At 65.9% G+C, this 14,560-nt stretch carries 15 protein-coding genes and 1 pseudogene; 12 read left to right on the top strand and 4 right to left on the bottom strand.

From position 1 onward, the window contains the following. Window positions 1–17 precede the first annotated feature (17 nt). On the top strand, window positions 18–539 hold the full coding sequence (locus Q0105_RS00390; RefSeq protein ID WP_366145892.1) for a septal ring lytic transglycosylase RlpA family protein: 522 nt from the start codon (window positions 18–20) through the stop codon (window positions 537–539). A 3-nt stretch (window positions 540–542) separates the two neighbouring features. Here Q0105_RS00390 and rlmJ read toward each other — a convergent pair whose 3' ends face one another. Beyond that, on the bottom strand, window positions 543–1,430 hold the full coding sequence (gene rlmJ, locus Q0105_RS00385) for a 23S rRNA (adenine(2030)-N(6))-methyltransferase RlmJ (protein WP_298207615.1): 888 nt from the start codon (window positions 1,428–1,430) through the stop codon (window positions 543–545). 272 nt (window positions 1,431–1,702) lie between these two features. On the opposite strand from rlmJ, the gene Q0105_RS00380 reads away from it, so the two are divergent. The 6 genes from Q0105_RS00380 (at window position 1,703) to erpA (ending at window position 6,526) form a co-directional block, all read left to right on the top strand. Continuing rightward, entirely contained in the window at window positions 1,703–3,652 is a 1,950-nt protein-coding gene (locus Q0105_RS00380) for a serine/threonine-protein kinase (protein ID WP_298207613.1), read from the top strand. Window positions 3,653–3,844: 192 nt separating this feature from the next. Continuing rightward, window positions 3,845–4,276, top strand: a complete 432-nt coding sequence (rplM, locus tag Q0105_RS00375; RefSeq protein WP_056414298.1) for a 50S ribosomal protein L13 — start codon at window positions 3,845–3,847, stop codon at window positions 4,274–4,276. An 11-nt stretch (window positions 4,277–4,287) separates the two neighbouring features. Then, window positions 4,288–4,680: a 30S ribosomal protein S9 gene (gene rpsI / locus Q0105_RS00370; RefSeq protein WP_011804080.1), complete on the top strand. Its 393-nt coding sequence runs from the start codon at window positions 4,288–4,290 to the stop codon at window positions 4,678–4,680. Window positions 4,681–4,834: 154 nt separating this feature from the next. Then, window positions 4,835–5,545 carry a DUF6776 family protein gene (locus Q0105_RS00365; RefSeq protein ID WP_298207590.1) on the top strand — a complete coding sequence of 237 codons (711 nt, stop codon included), beginning with the start codon at window positions 4,835–4,837 and terminating at the stop codon, window positions 5,543–5,545. Window positions 5,546–5,701: 156 nt separating this feature from the next. Continuing rightward, entirely contained in the window at window positions 5,702–6,100 is a 399-nt protein-coding gene (locus Q0105_RS00360) for a polymer-forming cytoskeletal protein (protein ID WP_298207586.1), read from the top strand. A 60-nt stretch (window positions 6,101–6,160) separates the two neighbouring features. Further along, a complete protein-coding gene (gene erpA, locus Q0105_RS00355; protein ID WP_298207574.1) occupies window positions 6,161–6,526 on the top strand; it encodes an iron-sulfur cluster insertion protein ErpA in 366 nt (121 codons plus the stop codon). Window positions 6,527–6,627: 101 nt separating this feature from the next. On the opposite strand, the gene Q0105_RS00350 is transcribed toward erpA, so the two are convergent. Together Q0105_RS00350 and Q0105_RS00345 are read right to left on the bottom strand one after the other, a co-directional pair. Next, window positions 6,628–7,737 carry an anhydro-N-acetylmuramic acid kinase gene (locus tag Q0105_RS00350; protein ID WP_298207572.1) on the bottom strand — a complete coding sequence of 370 codons (1,110 nt, stop codon included), beginning with the start codon at window positions 7,735–7,737 and terminating at the stop codon, window positions 6,628–6,630. A gap of 34 nt (window positions 7,738–7,771) precedes the next feature. Further along, window positions 7,772–9,133, bottom strand: coding sequence for a M23 family metallopeptidase (locus Q0105_RS00345; protein ID WP_298207570.1), 1,362 nt, complete (start codon window positions 9,131–9,133; stop codon window positions 7,772–7,774). Window positions 9,134–9,336: 203 nt separating this feature from the next. On the opposite strand from Q0105_RS00345, the gene tyrS reads away from it, so the two are divergent. After that, the gene (gene tyrS, locus Q0105_RS00340; RefSeq protein ID WP_298207568.1) at window positions 9,337–10,578 is read left to right on the top strand and encodes a tyrosine--tRNA ligase; all 1,242 of its coding nucleotides are present in this window, start codon (window positions 9,337–9,339) and stop codon (window positions 10,576–10,578) included. 59 nt (window positions 10,579–10,637) lie between these two features. Here the strand turns inward: tyrS and Q0105_RS00335 are convergent, their stop codons facing one another. Continuing rightward, window positions 10,638–11,633 carry a LysR substrate-binding domain-containing protein gene (locus tag Q0105_RS00335; protein ID WP_298207564.1) on the bottom strand — a complete coding sequence of 332 codons (996 nt, stop codon included), beginning with the start codon at window positions 11,631–11,633 and terminating at the stop codon, window positions 10,638–10,640. Between the two features lie 136 nt (window positions 11,634–11,769). Between Q0105_RS00335 and Q0105_RS00330 the strand changes: the two genes are divergently transcribed. The 4 genes and pseudogenes from Q0105_RS00330 to Q0105_RS00315 form a co-directional block, all read left to right on the top strand. Continuing rightward, on the top strand, window positions 11,770–12,321 hold the full coding sequence (locus tag Q0105_RS00330; protein ID WP_298207562.1) for a DUF2917 domain-containing protein: 552 nt from the start codon (window positions 11,770–11,772) through the stop codon (window positions 12,319–12,321). Between the two features lie 105 nt (window positions 12,322–12,426). Further along, the gene (locus Q0105_RS00325; protein ID WP_298207560.1) at window positions 12,427–12,813 is read left to right on the top strand and encodes a DUF2917 domain-containing protein; all 387 of its coding nucleotides are present in this window, start codon (window positions 12,427–12,429) and stop codon (window positions 12,811–12,813) included. A 148-nt stretch (window positions 12,814–12,961) separates the two neighbouring features. Continuing rightward, on the top strand, window positions 12,962–14,392 hold the full coding sequence (gene glmU / locus Q0105_RS00320) for a bifunctional UDP-N-acetylglucosamine diphosphorylase/glucosamine-1-phosphate N-acetyltransferase GlmU (protein ID WP_298207558.1): 1,431 nt from the start codon (window positions 12,962–12,964) through the stop codon (window positions 14,390–14,392). After that, a pseudogene (locus Q0105_RS00315) lies at window positions 14,389–14,560 on the top strand (two-component sensor histidine kinase); the annotation flags it as partial. The gene glmU and the pseudogene Q0105_RS00315, both read left to right, overlap by 4 nt.

The raw sequence follows: 14,560 nt of genomic DNA, 5'->3' as shown, positions 1-14,560 counted from the left end.
ATTGTGGTGCCACCCTGCTGAGGCTGGTGCGCCGTGCAGCGGCCGCGTGGCTGCTGTGCGGGGCACTGGCGGCGGCCCAAGCCCAAGGGCTGTCTGCCGAGCCCGGTGCCCTGGCCCCGAATTTATTGACTGTGCCGGGTGAGGCCATGCTGATCGATCCACCCACCCCGCCCGCGCCTGCGCCAGGGGGCGGCGATGCGTCATCGCTCGACTTCCCCGCGGATGAAGTGGGTCTTGCCTCCTGGTACGGAGCGCAGTTCCACCGGCGGCGCACGGCCAGCGGGGAGTTGTTTGATATGCGGGCGCTCACGGCGGCGCACCCTACCTTGCCGTTTGGTTCGAGGGTTTGCGTGCGCAGCCAGATGACCGGGCGGTCGGTGGTGGTGCGGATCAATGACCGGGGGCCGCACGTCCGCAACCGGGTGATCGATCTCAGCCGGGGCGCCGCTGAGGCCCTGGGCATGATTGGCCTGGGACTCAAGCCCGTGGAGCTGTTCGCGCTGGAGGGCGACGAGAAGGACTGCCCGGCGGCGCCTTGAGGCTCAACCGCCCGATTCCAGCGTGTGCGTGGCGTGTTTGTCCTGCGCCAGCAACTCGGTCATCTGCGGCAGGGTGGTTTTGAGGGCCGCCTTCAGCGTATAGGGCGGATTGATCAGGAACATGCCGCTGGCGGGCAGGCCGGGGCGCTTGGTGTCGCCTGCGGCGTTTTCCGTGATCTTGCTCGACTTGACGGTCAGCGTGGCGTGCAGCCAGCTTTTGCCCGCCTTGGTGGCCAGGGTCTTGAGGCGCCGTGGCAGGTCATGCGCCTCGGGGCGAGGAATGATGGGGTACCAGAACGCATAGGTGCCGGTGGCAAACCGCTTGAGCGAGTCGGCTGTCATGTCCAGCACCTTGGCATAGTCGCTCTTGATTTCATAGCTAGGATCGCACAATACAAAAGCGCGGCGGGCCGGTGGAGGCAAAAATTTCTTGATGCCTTCAAACCCGTCTTCGTGCAGCACGGCCACCTGGCGGCCGGCCTCTAGCTGGGCGACGTTGCCCGCCAGCGCGCGCAGGTCGGTGGGGTGCAGCTCAAACAGCTTGAGCTTGTCGTGGTCACGCAGCAGGCGCTGGGTGATGAAGGGGGAGCCAGGGTAGACCCGCAGGGTGTTGCCCTGGTTGAAGGCGTCCACCATGTCCACATAGGCCTGCAGGGCAGGGGTGAGCGCGGGCGTTGTGGGGGCAAAAAGGCGGGCGATGCCGTCGGCGGCCTCGCCACTGGTGCTGGCATAGTCCCCGTCCAGCCGGTACAGGCCCGCGCCCGCATGGGTGTCCAACACGGTCAATGCCGCGTCTTTTTCGGTAAGGTGTTGCAAGGCGGCAATCAAAACCGTGTGCTTGAGCACATCGGCATGGTTGCCTGCGTGAAAGGCGTGGCGATAACTGAACATGGTGGCCCAATGGTAACGAGTGTGCCGGTGTGGCGGCCTTTTTGGCAGCCGCCGGATGCGGCGGGGCCGGTGTATCTTCCGGTCAACGGCACAATCGGGCGGGCCGGTTGGTCATGAGCGTGATGTTTTTGGCAGACAGGCCGGCATTTGTTAGCTATTTGTTTCGATACCAGCGGCCGTGATGCCGCATGATCGCGCCTGCGGCGGCGCTGGCGCCCCGTTGTTGCGCCCCTGAACCGTCTTCGACACGCAAGCACGCCCGTCCCTTGACCATGACAGAACGCCCGCCCCAAGCCCCAGCCCGTGGTATCAACCACGTCGATGCGCTGCCGCCGGGCACCCGTCTGGCCGAATTCGAGATCCTCTCGCTGCTAGGAGTGGGTGGGTTCGGCATGGTCTACAAGGCGTTTGACCATTCCCTGCACCGGGCCGTGGCCATCAAGGAATACATGCCGTCGGCGCTGGCCGGGCGCTCCGAAGGGCAGTCGCTGTGGGTGCGGTCCTCGTCCGACCAGCAAACCTTCCAGGCCGGGCTGGCCTCGTTCGTGGGCGAGGCGCGCCTGCTGGCGCAGTTCGACCACCCGTCGCTGGTCAAGGTGTTCCGCTTCTGGGAGGCCAACAACACGGCCTACATGGTCATGCCGCTCTACAGCGGCATGACCTTCAAGCAGGCCCGCGCGCAGATGCGCACACCGCCGCCCGAGATCTGGCTGCGCAAGCTTCTGTGGTCGGTGCTGGGGGCTTTGCGCGTGCTGCACGACGGCAACACCCTGCACCGCGACATATCGCCCGACAACATCTTTTTGCAGGACAACGGCCCGCCCGTGTTACTGGACCTGGGGGCGGCCCGGTACGCGATCAACGACCAGGACCGCAAGCACACGGCAGTGCTCAAGGTGAATTACGCGCCCATCGAGCAGTATTCCGACGATGACTCCGACCTGCGCCAGGGGCCGTGGAGCGACCTTTATTCGCTGGCGGCCGTCATGCACGGCTGCCTGACCAACGACACACCGCTGCCCGCCACCCTGCGTTCCATCCGGGACCGCATGCTGTCGTTCTCCCGCATCGCCAAAACCGTCAAGCGGCAGTTCGGCGTGGAATATTCAGCGCCTTTTGTTGCAGCGATCTCCCAGTCCCTGGCGCTGCGGCCCGAAGACCGGCCCCAGAACATCGACGCCTTTCTGCAGACCATGGAGATGACATCGGCGCCCGACGATGTCCTGCATTTTGATTTCCGGGCCGGGTTGGGCGACATCTGGGTCGAGCCCGCCGACCAACCGGGCCCCGGCCTGCTCACGCCCACCGTGGACGTGACTTCCGCCCCCCAGATCGTGGCCGGGATTCAGGCGCAGGTTGAAAAAGCGGAAGCCGACGCAGGCGGCGAAGGCCCACCGGAGGAGGACATGGGCGGGGACACCGTCATGCTGGGAGGCCCCGACACCGTGGTGGCCGAGCCTGGGGACAGTGTGTTCAGTGACGCCGGAGATACGGTGGCGGTCGATGATTCACGCTATGACGAACTGGTCAATCATCGCCCGCTGGGTGCGACCACCCGGCACGGCGGCGAGCCGCGTGCCAGTGCGCTGGAGCGCGATGTCGTGCGCCCCCCTGGCAAGCCCGCCAAGGCCGCGCGGCGTTCACCGCTGGTGACAGGGTTGGTCGTGGCCGTGCTGGTGGTCGCAGCATCCGCCGCTGGTTTGCGCTGGGCGCAGAGCAGCAAGGCGCCCGGCGACGACATCATTACCGAGATGGCCGATCGGCCCGCCGCCGCCCCTGAGCCTGCCGCATCCGCCGTGGCCCCGGCTGCGATGGATGCCTCGGTGCCAGTGGCGCCAGTGGCACCCGAGGGGGCTGCCGCCGCGGCGTCCGCGTCGGCGTCCACGGCACCCCCGGCTTTTGTGGTGGCCTCTTCGCCCCGCGTGCCTCCCCGTCCTCCAAGGCGCGTAGCTTCGGAGCCCGCGCCTGCGCCCATCGTGGTGCGCGAGGAGCCCGTGTTTGTGCCGCCCCCGCCCGTGGTGGCCGAACCCCGACCCAGGCCGGCGCCGCCGCCACGTGTTCCATCGCCCCAGGAGGTGTGCGCCGACGCCAACTTCCTGGCCCGCCCGATGTGTATTCACCAGGAATGCCAGAAAACATCGCAGGCCGGGCAGCCCATCTGTGTGGAAAACCGCCGCCGCTATGAAGCGGATGAGCAGCGCCGCCGCCAGACACCCAATTAACGCCCAGGGGGCTCTGGGCGCAGCTTTGAACGGGCCGCTTGCGCCCGGATCGCACAAATTCGTATAATCGAGAGCTTCGCAGCGCTTTTGTGGTCCCGCGGCGAAGATTCAAACGCCACCTAAGAGGCTTCCTTAAGAGAAGCACCGACCGTGGAAAAGGACCCGCCAAACCCTCTTTTCAAGAGAAAACTCATGACTACTACTTTCAGCGCAAAGCCCGCTGAGGTCGTGCACGAGTGGTTTGTGATTGACGCGACCGACAAGGTCCTCGGACGAGTAGCCAGCGAAGTTGCTCTCCGTTTGCGCGGCAAACACAAGGCCATTTACACGCCTCACGTCGATACCGGTGACTTCATCGTCATCATCAACGCCGCCCAGCTCAAGGTCACCGGCACCAAGTCCCTGGACAAGGTGTACTACCGCCACTCGGGTTACCCCGGCGGCATCACGGCCACGAACTTCCGCGACATGCAAGCCAAGCACCCCGGCCGCGCGCTGGAAAAGGCTGTCAAGGGCATGCTGCCCAAGGGTCCCCTTGGCTACGCAATGATCAAGAAACTCAAGGTGTACGGTGGTGCAGAGCATCCCCACACCGCCCAGCAGCCCAAAGCGCTGGAAATCTAAGGAGCCTTGAGATGATTGGTGAATGGAACAATGGCACCGGCCGTCGCAAGTCCAGCGTCGCCCGTGTGTTTCTGAAGAAGGGTTCCGGCAAGATCACTGTGAATGGCAAAGACATTCAGCAGTATTTCGGCCGCGAAACCTCGATCATGATTGCCAAGCAACCGCTGGCGTTGACCAACCATGTCGAAACCTTCGACATCCAGATCAACGTGCACGGTGGCGGTGAATCCGGCCAGGCTGGCGCTGCCCGCCACGGTATCACCCGCGCTCTGATCGACTACGACGCGACGCTCAAGCCCGCACTGAGCCAAGCCGGCTTCGTGACGCGCGATGCCCGCGAAGTGGAACGTAAGAAGGTCGGTCTGCACTCCGCACGCCGCGCCAAGCAGTTCTCCAAGCGTTAAGCCTGGTTTCTGCCCGGATGCCGCTCCGCGCGGCATCTGCTGCAAAGCATTCCTCGGAGTGCTTTACAGGAAAAACCGCCTTTGGGCGGTTTTTTCGTTTATGGTGCGCTCTTTTCTTTGGGGCCGTAGATCCAATGACACGCCTTTTGACCCTATGCGCTTTCGCCTGCTGCGCCGTCGGCTGACCATCAGTGCCCCCCGGGTGGCCATCCGCAATGCCATGCCCTGGCCGTTTCGGTGGCTGGCCCTGGCCGTGGTGCTGGGCTTTTGTGCCGCCGTGGCATTGTGGGCATTCGAATTTGGCAAATCCATTGCCGGGCTGGACACCGTCTCGCGCGAAGAAGTGCTTCGAATGAAGGCAGAGATCACCCGCCTGCGCGACGAGGGCCAGGAGCGCCAGACCGTAGCGCTGACCGCCGAAAGCCTGCTGGCCACCGAGCGCGCCGCCAAGGACAGCCTGATGGCCCAGGTGCGCCAACTGGAGGCCGACAACCGGACGCTGCGCGAAGACCTGGGGTTTTTTGAAAAACTGATCCCAGCGGCCAAAACCGATGGCCTGGCGATCCGCGCCTTGCAGGCCGAAGTGTTGGGGGGCATGCAACTGCGCTGGCAGGTGCTGGTGATCCAGGCCGCCCGCAATGCACCTGATTTCAACGGGCGCCTGGAGCTGGTGCTGACCGGCACACAAGACGGCAAGCCCTGGACGCAGACCCGCCCCTCCCAGGGGCAGCCGCTGCAGGTCAAGCAGTACCGCCGTATCGAGGGGGTTCTCGATCTACCCCCCAACGCCGTGGTAAAAACTGTCACCGCGCGTGTGCTGGATGGGACCACCGTCCGCGCCGTGCAAGCCATGGCCATCGAGTAGCGGTGGCCTCGCCATGCTGTGGCCATTGGCGCGCGCTGCCCGCTAGGGCGGGCCGCCCCCGAGCTTTGCGGAGCGCATCCACGCCCCACAGGCTTTTTTCCGATTCAATCCGCAGCTTGTCCTTGGGGCAAGCCCGCCCCTTCAGGAGTCCTGCCCATGTTCTCGCGCAAGAAACAGCCCCCCATCAAAAGCCTGGTGGCACAGGGCACGAAGATCGAAGGCAATGTGCATTTCTCCGAAGGCATGCGCATTGACGGTGAGGTGGTAGGCGATATCCGGGCGGGTGCGGACCAGCCCAGCATCCTCGTCATCTCGGAGACGGCTCGTGTCGAAGGTGCCATCCACGCCGACCATGTGATCATCAACGGCCAGGTGCTGGGCCCCGTGCATGCCGGCGAGCTGCTGGAGCTGCAGCCCAAGGCGCAGATCACCGGCAATGTGCACTACAAGGCGCTGGAGATGCACCAGGGCGCCGTGATTGCGGGGCAAATGATCCCGACGGTGGTGCTGGTCGGAGAAAAGCCCCCACTGAAGTTGGCGTCAAACAGCCAGTGATCTGAATTCCCGAGCGGTTTGCAGTAGTATTAACCCCAAATACTGAACCCGGAGTACCCCATGAGCGCTGTTGCCGAAAATATCCAGACCGAAATGCCCGCCCCGATCCTGTTCACCGACAGCGCGGCGGCCAAGGTGGCGGACCTGATTGCCGAAGAAGGCAACCCCGATCTGAAACTGCGCGTTTTTGTGCAGGGCGGCGGCTGCTCCGGCTTCCAATACGGTTTCACCTTTGATGAAATCACCAACGAAGACGACACCACCATGACCAAGAATGGCGTGTCGCTCTTGATCGACGCCATGAGCTATCAGTACCTGGTGGGTGCCGAGATCGACTACAAGGAAGACCTGCAGGGCGCCCAGTTCGTCATCAAGAACCCGAACGCCAACTCCACCTGCGGGTGTGGCTCCAGCTTCTCGGCGTGAGGGCTGGTTGGCACCAGGTGTTGCCGGTGCCACCACCAGTTTGTTTGCGCTGACTCAAAAAAACCGCCTTCGGGCGGTTTTTTCATGGGGGCCGGAAAACGTCAGGCTGGGTACACCGCGCCCAGCACCCGCGCGCCTGTCGCGCCGGTCACGCTGGGCAGGTTGCCGGGGGCATGGTGCAGCGCCTGGCGCGCCAGCCAGGCAAAGGCGGCGGCTTCCACTTGCAGCGCGGGCAGGCCCAGGGCGTCGGTGGCGATTACCTGCAGGGATGGGCTGGCGGCCTGCAGCCGCTGCATCAGGTGGGTGTTGAGGGCGCCGCCACCACAGACAGCAAGTGTTGCACTATCCTTTTGATAGCTGTTTGCGCTTGCTGTACAAGCGCTGGCAGTGAATTCCGTTAATGTGGCCTGCACATCGGCGGGAGCCGCCTGGCCAAAGTGCTGCAGGCGGGTGGCCAGCCAGGGCGGATTGAACAGGTCGCGCCCCGTGCTCTTGGGGGGCGGCTTGTGCAGAAAAGGCTCTTGCATCAGCGTAGCCAGCAGTTCGGGCAGCAACTGCCCGGTGGCGGCCCAGGCGCCGTCTTTGTCGAAAGGCTGGCCGGTGTGTTGCTGGCACCAGTGGTCCATCAGCGCGTTGCCGGGGCCGCAGTCAAACCCGAGCACGCTGCCGTCTGCGCCCAGTACGCTGAGGTTGGAGATGCCGCCGATGTTGAGCACCAGCACGGTTTCGCCGGGGCGCCCGAAGACACCCTGGTGGAAGGCGGGCACCAGTGGCGCACCCTGGCCGCCTGCCGCCACGTCGCGGCTGCGCAGGTCGGCCACCACGGCGATACCGGTCAGCTCGGCCAGCAGGGCAGGGTTGCCCAGTTGCAGGGTGTAGCCGGTGCCGTCGAACTCCTGGGGGCGGTGCCGCACGGTCTGGCCGTGGGCGCCAAGGGCGCGGATGGCGTTGGCGGGCAGGCCGCTGCGTTGCAGCAGCTCTTGCACCACCTGGGCATACGCGCGAGACAGGGCGTTGCCCGCCAACGCGGCCCGGTGCAACTCGTTGTCGCCGGGGGTGTTGAGGGCCATCAGCTCTGCGCGCAGTGCAGGCGCAAAGGCTGCACTGGCGTGGTGTATGACCCGCATCTGCGGGCCCGAGAAGTCGGCCAGCACCCCGTCGATTCCGTCGAGCGAGGTGCCTGACATCAGGCCGATGTACCAGTCGGACATGGCCTGCCGGGCGGAGTATGGGGGAGCGTGGGGCTCAGTTGGCGCTGGCCTGCTCGATCAGCCCTGCGGCGGACAGTTGAATGCGCATGTTGGCGGCCAGGCGGTCGAAGGCGGGGCGCGCGGCTTTCGAGACGGGTGCTGCAGCTTCGCTTTGGGCCACGATGGTCATCGGGTCCTGGTGTTGGCCGTTCACGCGGAATTCAAAATGCAGGTGAGGGCCCGTTGCCCAGCCCGTGGAGCCCACGGCGCCCAGCGTCTGGCCTTGCTCGACCGACTGGCCCTTGTGCACGCTGATGCGGCTCAGGTGGGCATAGACGGTGACGTGCTGGTTGCGGTGCTTGACGAAGACCACGTTGCCAAAGCCGTTCTGCACGCCAGCAAATTCGACCACGCCATCGCCCACGGTGCGCACCGTGGTGCCCGTGGGGGCGGCGAAATCGGTGCCCAGGTGGGCGCGCCAGGTCTTCAGGATGGGGTGCATGCGCATCTTGAAGCCGCTGGTCACGCGCGAGAACTCGACCGGCGAGGTCAGGTAGGCGCGGCGCATGCTTTCGCCGTCCAGCGTGTAGTAGGCGCCCTTGGTGGCGTTGGGTTCCTGGAACCAGACGGCCTGGTGGGTCTTGCCGTTGTTGACGAATTCGGCGCTCAGCACGCGGCCGCTGGACAGGGGCTCGCCATCGGCCTCCAGGGTTTCGTACACCACGGAGAAGCGGTCGCCCTTGCGCAGCGAGCGGCGGAAGTCGATGTTGCCCGAGAACAGCTCGGCCACTTGCACGGCCACGGCGTCGGGGATGTTCGAGGCATCGGTGGCGGCGAACAGCGAGCTGTGGATGATGCCGCCAGACAGGCGGCTGCTGGTGGTCAGCGCCGCGGTTTCGACGCGCGAGGTAAATTTGCTGTCGCCCGAACGCTCCACGACCAGGCGGCGGAAGCTGCCGCTGTCATCGCCCGCCCAGCGCACCTTCAGGCGGATCAGGCGGTGGTCGTCGGTGGTTTCTGCCGACACGATGCGGCCGGAGCGGCCCAGCACGTTCTGGCGCACTGTCGAGTCACCGCGCATGAAGGCAGCGGCGGCCGGGTCGGCCACGCCCAGGCGCTGCAGCAGCGACTCTGGCGTGTCGCTGGAGCGCACCTGCTCGGAGCGGAACAGCGAGAAGCCGGGGGTTTCCAGCTCGCCCAGCACCAGGTTCTCGGCCAGTGATTCGACGGGGTAGCTCACCATGCTCACCGGCAATTCGGCGGCATCGGGTGCGAAGGAGGCCACGGCAAAAGCGCCGCCGCCGCCTGTGAGCAGTAGGGCCGCAATAGCGGCGGTAATGCGTTTGGGGTGTTGTTGGATCGTGTGGGACAGCCGGTGGAGCAAAGCAGCGCTGGCGGTGGTCAAGCCGTGAATCAAAGTCTATCCCCAGGGTGATTGTGGCCCCATGACACTCCCCCGGATGCGAGTACGGGGCAAGGCAGAGACCACGGACTGTCAGGCTGCAGCCATTTGGCGGGAGTGTGAACTCAGGCCAAAACGGCGGCTCCACTAGAATCCGCCTCTGCAATGTGGGCTGAAGTATAGCGGCGCATGCTGCCCGGACATCCAAAAAAACCCTTATGAATCAATCTGCTGTTACAACAAATCCGGTCTCAGATGGTGTAGGACGGGCTCTCGAGATCTCGCTGCGCGGTGTGCAGGAGCTGCTGCCGCAGGACGAATGGACGAAAAAACTCGCCCGTTCGGAGGCCACCGGCCAGCCGCTGCGCATCAAGCTGGGGCTGGACCCCACGGCGCCTGACATCCACATCGGGCACACGGTGGTGCTCAACAAGATGCGGCAATTGCAGGACCTGGGGCACCAGGTGATCTTCCTGATCGGCGACTTCACCACCCTGATCGGCGACCCTTCGGGCCGCAACAGCACGCGCCCACCGCTCACGCCCGAGCAAATCAAGGCCAACGCCGAGACCTATTACAAGCAGGCCAGCCTGGTGCTGGACCCGGCGCGCACCGAAATCCGTTACAACAGCGAGTGGAGCGAGCCCCTGGGCGCCAGCGGCATGATCCAGCTGGCCGCCAAGTACACCGTGGCGCGGATGATGGAGCGCAACGATTTCCACCAGCGCTTCACCGACGGCAGCTCCATCAGCCTGCACGAGTTCCTGTACCCGCTGCTGCAAGGCTATGACTCCGTGGCCCTCAAGAGCGATCTGGAACTGGGCGGCACCGACCAGAAGTTCAACCTGCTCATGGGCCGCCATTTGCAGCAGGAATACGGCCAGGAGCCGCAGTGTGTGCTCACCATGCCGCTGCTGGTGGGGCTGGATGGCGTGGACAAGATGTCCAAGTCCAAGAACAACTACATCGGCATTACCGAAGAGGCGAACTCCATGTTCGCCAAGGTGCTCTCGATCAGCGACACGTTGATGTGGGACTGGTTCACCCTGTTGTCGTTCAAGAGCCTGGCCGAAATCGCAGCGCTCAAGGCCGAGGTGGCGGGCGGGCGCAACCCCAAGGACGCCAAGGTGATGCTCGCCAAGGAGATCACCACGCGTTTTCACAGCGCAGCGGCGGCCGAGGCGGCCGAGCAGGACTTCATCAACCGCAGCAAGGGCGGCGTGCCGGACGAGATCCCGGAAGTGAGCCTCACGGGTGCCCCGCTGGGCATTGGCGCGTTGCTCAAGCAGGCCAACCTGGCACCCTCGGGCAGCGAAGCCAACCGCCTGATCGACGGCGGCGGCGTGCGCGTGGACGGCAGCGTGGTCAGCGACAAGGGCCTGAAGCTGGCCGCTGGCACCTACGTGGTGCAGGTGGGCAAGCGCAAGTTTGCGCGGGTAACACTCGGCAGATTTGAATAAAAATGGCTGCTAGCGCTTGATGGGTAAGCGCAAACAGCTATCAAATTAATAGCAATCGCTCAATCCAGGTTGTCGTTCAAATCGGAGTCTGGCACGTCGCCGATGGCCTCGCGCGTGGCCTGGGCCTGTGCCTGCAGCCAGGCGCAGAACGCCTTGATCTCTGGCTTGTGGGCGCTGCGTGGCCCGACCAGGAGCCAGTAGGTCAGGGGCGAGTCGATGCGGTGGCCGGGCAGCACCTCCACCAGGTCGCCTGACGCCAGCGCGTCGGCGATCAGCGGCATACGCGCCAGCGCCAGGCCCTGCCCGGCCAGGGCGGCCTGCACGATCTGGTGCGCGTAGTTGAAGTACAGCCAGCGCTGGGGCTGCAGTTTGGTCAGGCCGCGCGCGTCAAACCAGCGGCGCCAGCTCAGGTACTCCAGGTAACACGTACGGTGGGCGTCGCCCGCCTCGATCAGGGTGAACTGCGCTACATCGGCTGGAGTGCGCAGGGGCTGGCTGCTTTTGAGCAGCCAGGGGCTGGCCACCACGGCCAGTTGTTCGCCAAACAGGCGCGTGCCGCCCTGGGTGGCGCCGCCAGGCATGGCATAACGCAGGGCTAGGTCCACGTCCGAGGTCTCCAGGTCCACCTGCACGTCGCTCGCGTCGATGCGGATGTCGATGCCGGGGTTGTCGCGCTGGAACTCCTCCATGCGCGGAATCAGCCACATCGACGCAAAACTCGCCCAGGTGGTGATCGCTACGCTGCGCCGCCCGGCCGTCTGGCGCACCAGGCGCACGGCGGCATCCATGCGCTCCAGCGCCGGGACCACGGCGCGCTGCAACTGCGCGCCCGCGCTGGTCAGCTCCACCGCGCGCGTGTGGCGCAAGAACAGCGCCACGCCGACCTCCTCCTCCAGCGCCTGGATCTGGCGGCTCACGGCCGATTGGGTGAGCGCCAGCTCTTCGGCGGCGGCGCGAAAGTTCAGGTGCCGCGCCACGGCCAGAAAGGCGCGCCAGTGGCCGGCAGCCACGGGGCGGGTGCGCAGAGTGACGGGGGCGTATTCGGCAGAGGCCATGGCAGATGTCCTGGGGAGGTTTTGATTCATGCGCTGCTGGAATGAATAGCGTACCGCGTTTTCATTGGACTGTGTGTGGCGGAAAGATCACCATGCAGGCTCATAAACGCCTTTTTACCCACCCAAGGAGCCTGCCATGTTTGCCCGCAACGTTCTGGAATCGCAACAATCCGTCCAAGCCGCCGTGGCTGGCCGTTCTGCGGCCGGTTGCTGGAAACTGGCCAACGGCCGCGCCCTGTCGCTGCACCCGCGCGAGCCCGGCGTGCTGGAGATTGCCGAAGGCCGCGTCTGGCTCACGCTCAGCGCGCTCAGCGGTACATCGTCCGCCGACTTGCCTGCTGATTTGCCCCGTGGCGTGGCCGACCATGTGCTTGTGGCTGGCGACCGCTTCGCCGTCGCAGCAGGCCAGCACCTGGTGATGGAGGCCTGGGGCGCGGCTGACAGCGCCGGTGCCGTGGCCTTCAACTGGGAGGGCGCGGCGGCCCCGACCGCCTCTGCGACTGCCTGTGATTGGGAGTGTGGCGTGCTGCTGCCGCTGCGCGACCTGGGCCAGGCCCTGGCGCAGGGCGGCCGGGCCCTGGGCACGGCCTGGGTGGGTGCGGCGGGAGCGGGCGGGCGTCTGGCCCTGGGGCTGGCGCGGTTTGCTCTGCATTGGATAGCACTGCAACGCCCGCGCAAGCCAGCTTGAAGGGTACATGCAAGAAAAGCATCAATAGGTGCCGTGCTTTTCATTGGACGCCTCGCAGCAGTCCGCGCACCATACGGTCTTATTAGGGTTTACCCGGAGCACGCAATGACAACCTCTCAATCGCTTCACCTGTTCTCATCATCTTCCCGCGCCGTGGGCGCTCCCGCTGGCGGCCTGGGTGCCGTGGCACCCGGCACCGCCGTCCGTCTGGCGCCCAAGGCCGCCATGGCGCTGCGCATTTCCGAAGGCCAGGCCTGGGTCACGCTGGGCAATGGTCTGGGCGACAACAGCGACCTGTTCCTGTGCGCAGGGCAGACGCTCGACGTGGCGGCAGGCCAGTCGGTGGTGATGGAGCCCCTGGGCGACCGGCGCGTGCAATTCCGCTGGGCCCGGCCCGCAGCCGAGGCAGGCCGCGCCACATGGTGGCGCCGCGCCTCCTTTGGCGGCGGCGCACCGGCCCAAGGCACCTGGGGCGACGCCTGCTGCGCTTGAAGGCAGTGGTTGTTGGTTGTTTGCGCTAGGTCAGAAGGCGCAGACTTTTTGACGGGGCTGGCTGCCCGCCCACGCCAGGCGAGCGCAGCCGATAATCCTGGAGCCGCCCGTGCAGCGACCCTGCCGGGCACTGAACTCCAGGACATCCATGACTCCACTCGACATCCTCATCATGGCGGCCGGCAAGGGCACGCGCATGAAAAGCCGCGTTCCCAAAGTGCTGCAGCGCCTGGCCGGGCGCCCGCTGCTGCACCACGTGCTGGACCAGGCCGCCCATCTGCAGGCCCGCAGCGCCATCGTCATCACCGGCCATGGTGCTACAGAAGTAGAAGCATCTTGTGCAGGTGCCACAAGCGCTAAAGGCACATTTGACCTGAAATTTGCGCGGCAGGAGCCCCAGCTCGGCACGGGCCACGCCGTGCAGCAGGCGCTGCCCCATCTGCGCGATGACGGCACGGTGGTGGTGCTGTCGGGCGACGTGCCGCTGACCCAGGTCGACACGCTGCGCGCACTGGTGGCCGCCAGCGCAGGCGGGCAACTGGCATTGCTCACCGTGACCTTGCCCGACCCCACGGGCTACGGCCGCATCGTGCGCAATGCCCAGGGCGCCGTGCAAGGCATCGTCGAGCACAAGGACGCCACCGATGTCCAGCGCGCCATCACCGAGGTGTACAGCGGTATCATGGCCGTGCCCGCTCGCCTGCTGCGCGGCTGGCTGGCGCGCCTGACCAACAACAACGCCCAGGGCGAGTACTACCTCACCGACATCGTCGCCATGGCCGTGGCCGACGGCGTGCCCGTGGCGGCCCACCGCATCAGCGATGCGCTGCAGGTAGCGGGCGTGAACAGCCCCCTGCAACTGGCCGAGCTGGAGCGCGCCCACCAGTTGCGCGCCGCGCGCGGCCTGATGGAGCAGGGCGTGCGCCTGGCCGACCCGGCGCGGTTCGATGTGCGCGACGACGCGCGCACCGGCGTGCGCGGCGAGCTGCTGTGCGGGCAGGATGTGGAGATCGACGTGAACTGCGTCTTCACCGGCCGCGTGGAGCTGGGCGAGGGCGTGAGCATCGGCGCCCACTGCTGCATCGCCAACGTGCGCATTGCGGCGGGCGCGGTGATTCACCCCTACACCCACATCGACGGCGAAAAGGCCGGAGCCACGGTGGGCGAGGGCGCGCTGATCGGTCCCTTTGCCCGCCTGCGCCCCGGCGCCCAACTGGGCCGCGAGGTGCACATCGGCAACTTCGTGGAGGTAAAGAACTCCACGATGGCCGACGGCGCCAAGGCCAACCACCTGGCCTACCTGGGTGATGCCACCGTGGGCGAGCGCGTGAACTACGGCGCGGGCTCCATCACCGCCAACTACGACGGCGCCAACAAGCACCGCACGGTGATCGAGGCCGACGTGCACATCGGCAGCAACTGCGTGTTGGTGGCGCCCGTGACCATTGGCGCTGGTGGCACGGTGGGTGGCGGCAGCACCATCACCAAGAGCACCGAGCCCGGCGCGCTCAGCGTGGCGCGCGGCAAGCAGGTGAGCATCGCCAATTGGAATCGCCCCGCCAAGCAACCCAAGCCATGAGCGCACCGGACGTCACTGTCGAACACGAATTGCAGGCGCTGCGCGCCGAGCTGGCGCGCAGCCAGCAGCAGATGGCCGACATGGCCGCCGCGCAGGACGAGTTTTTGCGCGCGGTCTCGCACGACCTGCGCGCGCCGCTGCGGCATGTGACGTCTTACGGCACGCTGG

Source organism: Acidovorax sp., assembly GCF_027492855.1.
Lineage (GTDB): Bacteria > Pseudomonadota > Gammaproteobacteria > Burkholderiales > Burkholderiaceae_C > Acidovorax.
The sequence above is the reverse complement of the archived record's forward strand: the minus strand, read 5'-3'. Positions and strand labels throughout refer to the sequence as shown.

Excerpts from the sequence above, each read along its gene's own strand:
- glmU (WP_298207558.1), top strand. The coding sequence starts at position 12,962 with ATGACTCCACTCGACATCCTCATCATGGCGGCCGGCAAGGGCACGCGC.
- rpsI (WP_011804080.1), top strand. The coding sequence starts at position 4,288 with ATGATTGGTGAATGGAACAATGGCACCGGCCGTCGCAAGTCCAGCGTC.
- Q0105_RS00360 (WP_298207586.1), top strand. The coding sequence starts at position 5,702 with ATGTTCTCGCGCAAGAAACAGCCCCCCATCAAAAGCCTGGTGGCACAG.
- Q0105_RS00330 (WP_298207562.1), top strand. The coding sequence starts at position 11,770 with ATGTTTGCCCGCAACGTTCTGGAATCGCAACAATCCGTCCAAGCCGCC.
- tyrS (WP_298207568.1), top strand. The coding sequence starts at position 9,337 with ATGAATCAATCTGCTGTTACAACAAATCCGGTCTCAGATGGTGTAGGA.
- erpA (WP_298207574.1), top strand. The coding sequence starts at position 6,161 with ATGAGCGCTGTTGCCGAAAATATCCAGACCGAAATGCCCGCCCCGATC.
- Q0105_RS00335 (WP_298207564.1), bottom strand. The coding sequence starts at position 11,633 with ATGGCCTCTGCCGAATACGCCCCCGTCACTCTGCGCACCCGCCCCGTG.
- Q0105_RS00365 (WP_298207590.1), top strand. The coding sequence starts at position 4,835 with ATGCGCTTTCGCCTGCTGCGCCGTCGGCTGACCATCAGTGCCCCCCGG.
- Q0105_RS00325 (WP_298207560.1), top strand. The coding sequence starts at position 12,427 with ATGACAACCTCTCAATCGCTTCACCTGTTCTCATCATCTTCCCGCGCC.
- rplM (WP_056414298.1), top strand. The coding sequence starts at position 3,845 with ATGACTACTACTTTCAGCGCAAAGCCCGCTGAGGTCGTGCACGAGTGG.
- rlmJ (WP_298207615.1), bottom strand. The coding sequence starts at position 1,430 with ATGTTCAGTTATCGCCACGCCTTTCACGCAGGCAACCATGCCGATGTG.
- Q0105_RS00380 (WP_298207613.1), top strand. The coding sequence starts at position 1,703 with ATGACAGAACGCCCGCCCCAAGCCCCAGCCCGTGGTATCAACCACGTC.
- Q0105_RS00350 (WP_298207572.1), bottom strand. The coding sequence starts at position 7,737 with ATGTCCGACTGGTACATCGGCCTGATGTCAGGCACCTCGCTCGACGGA.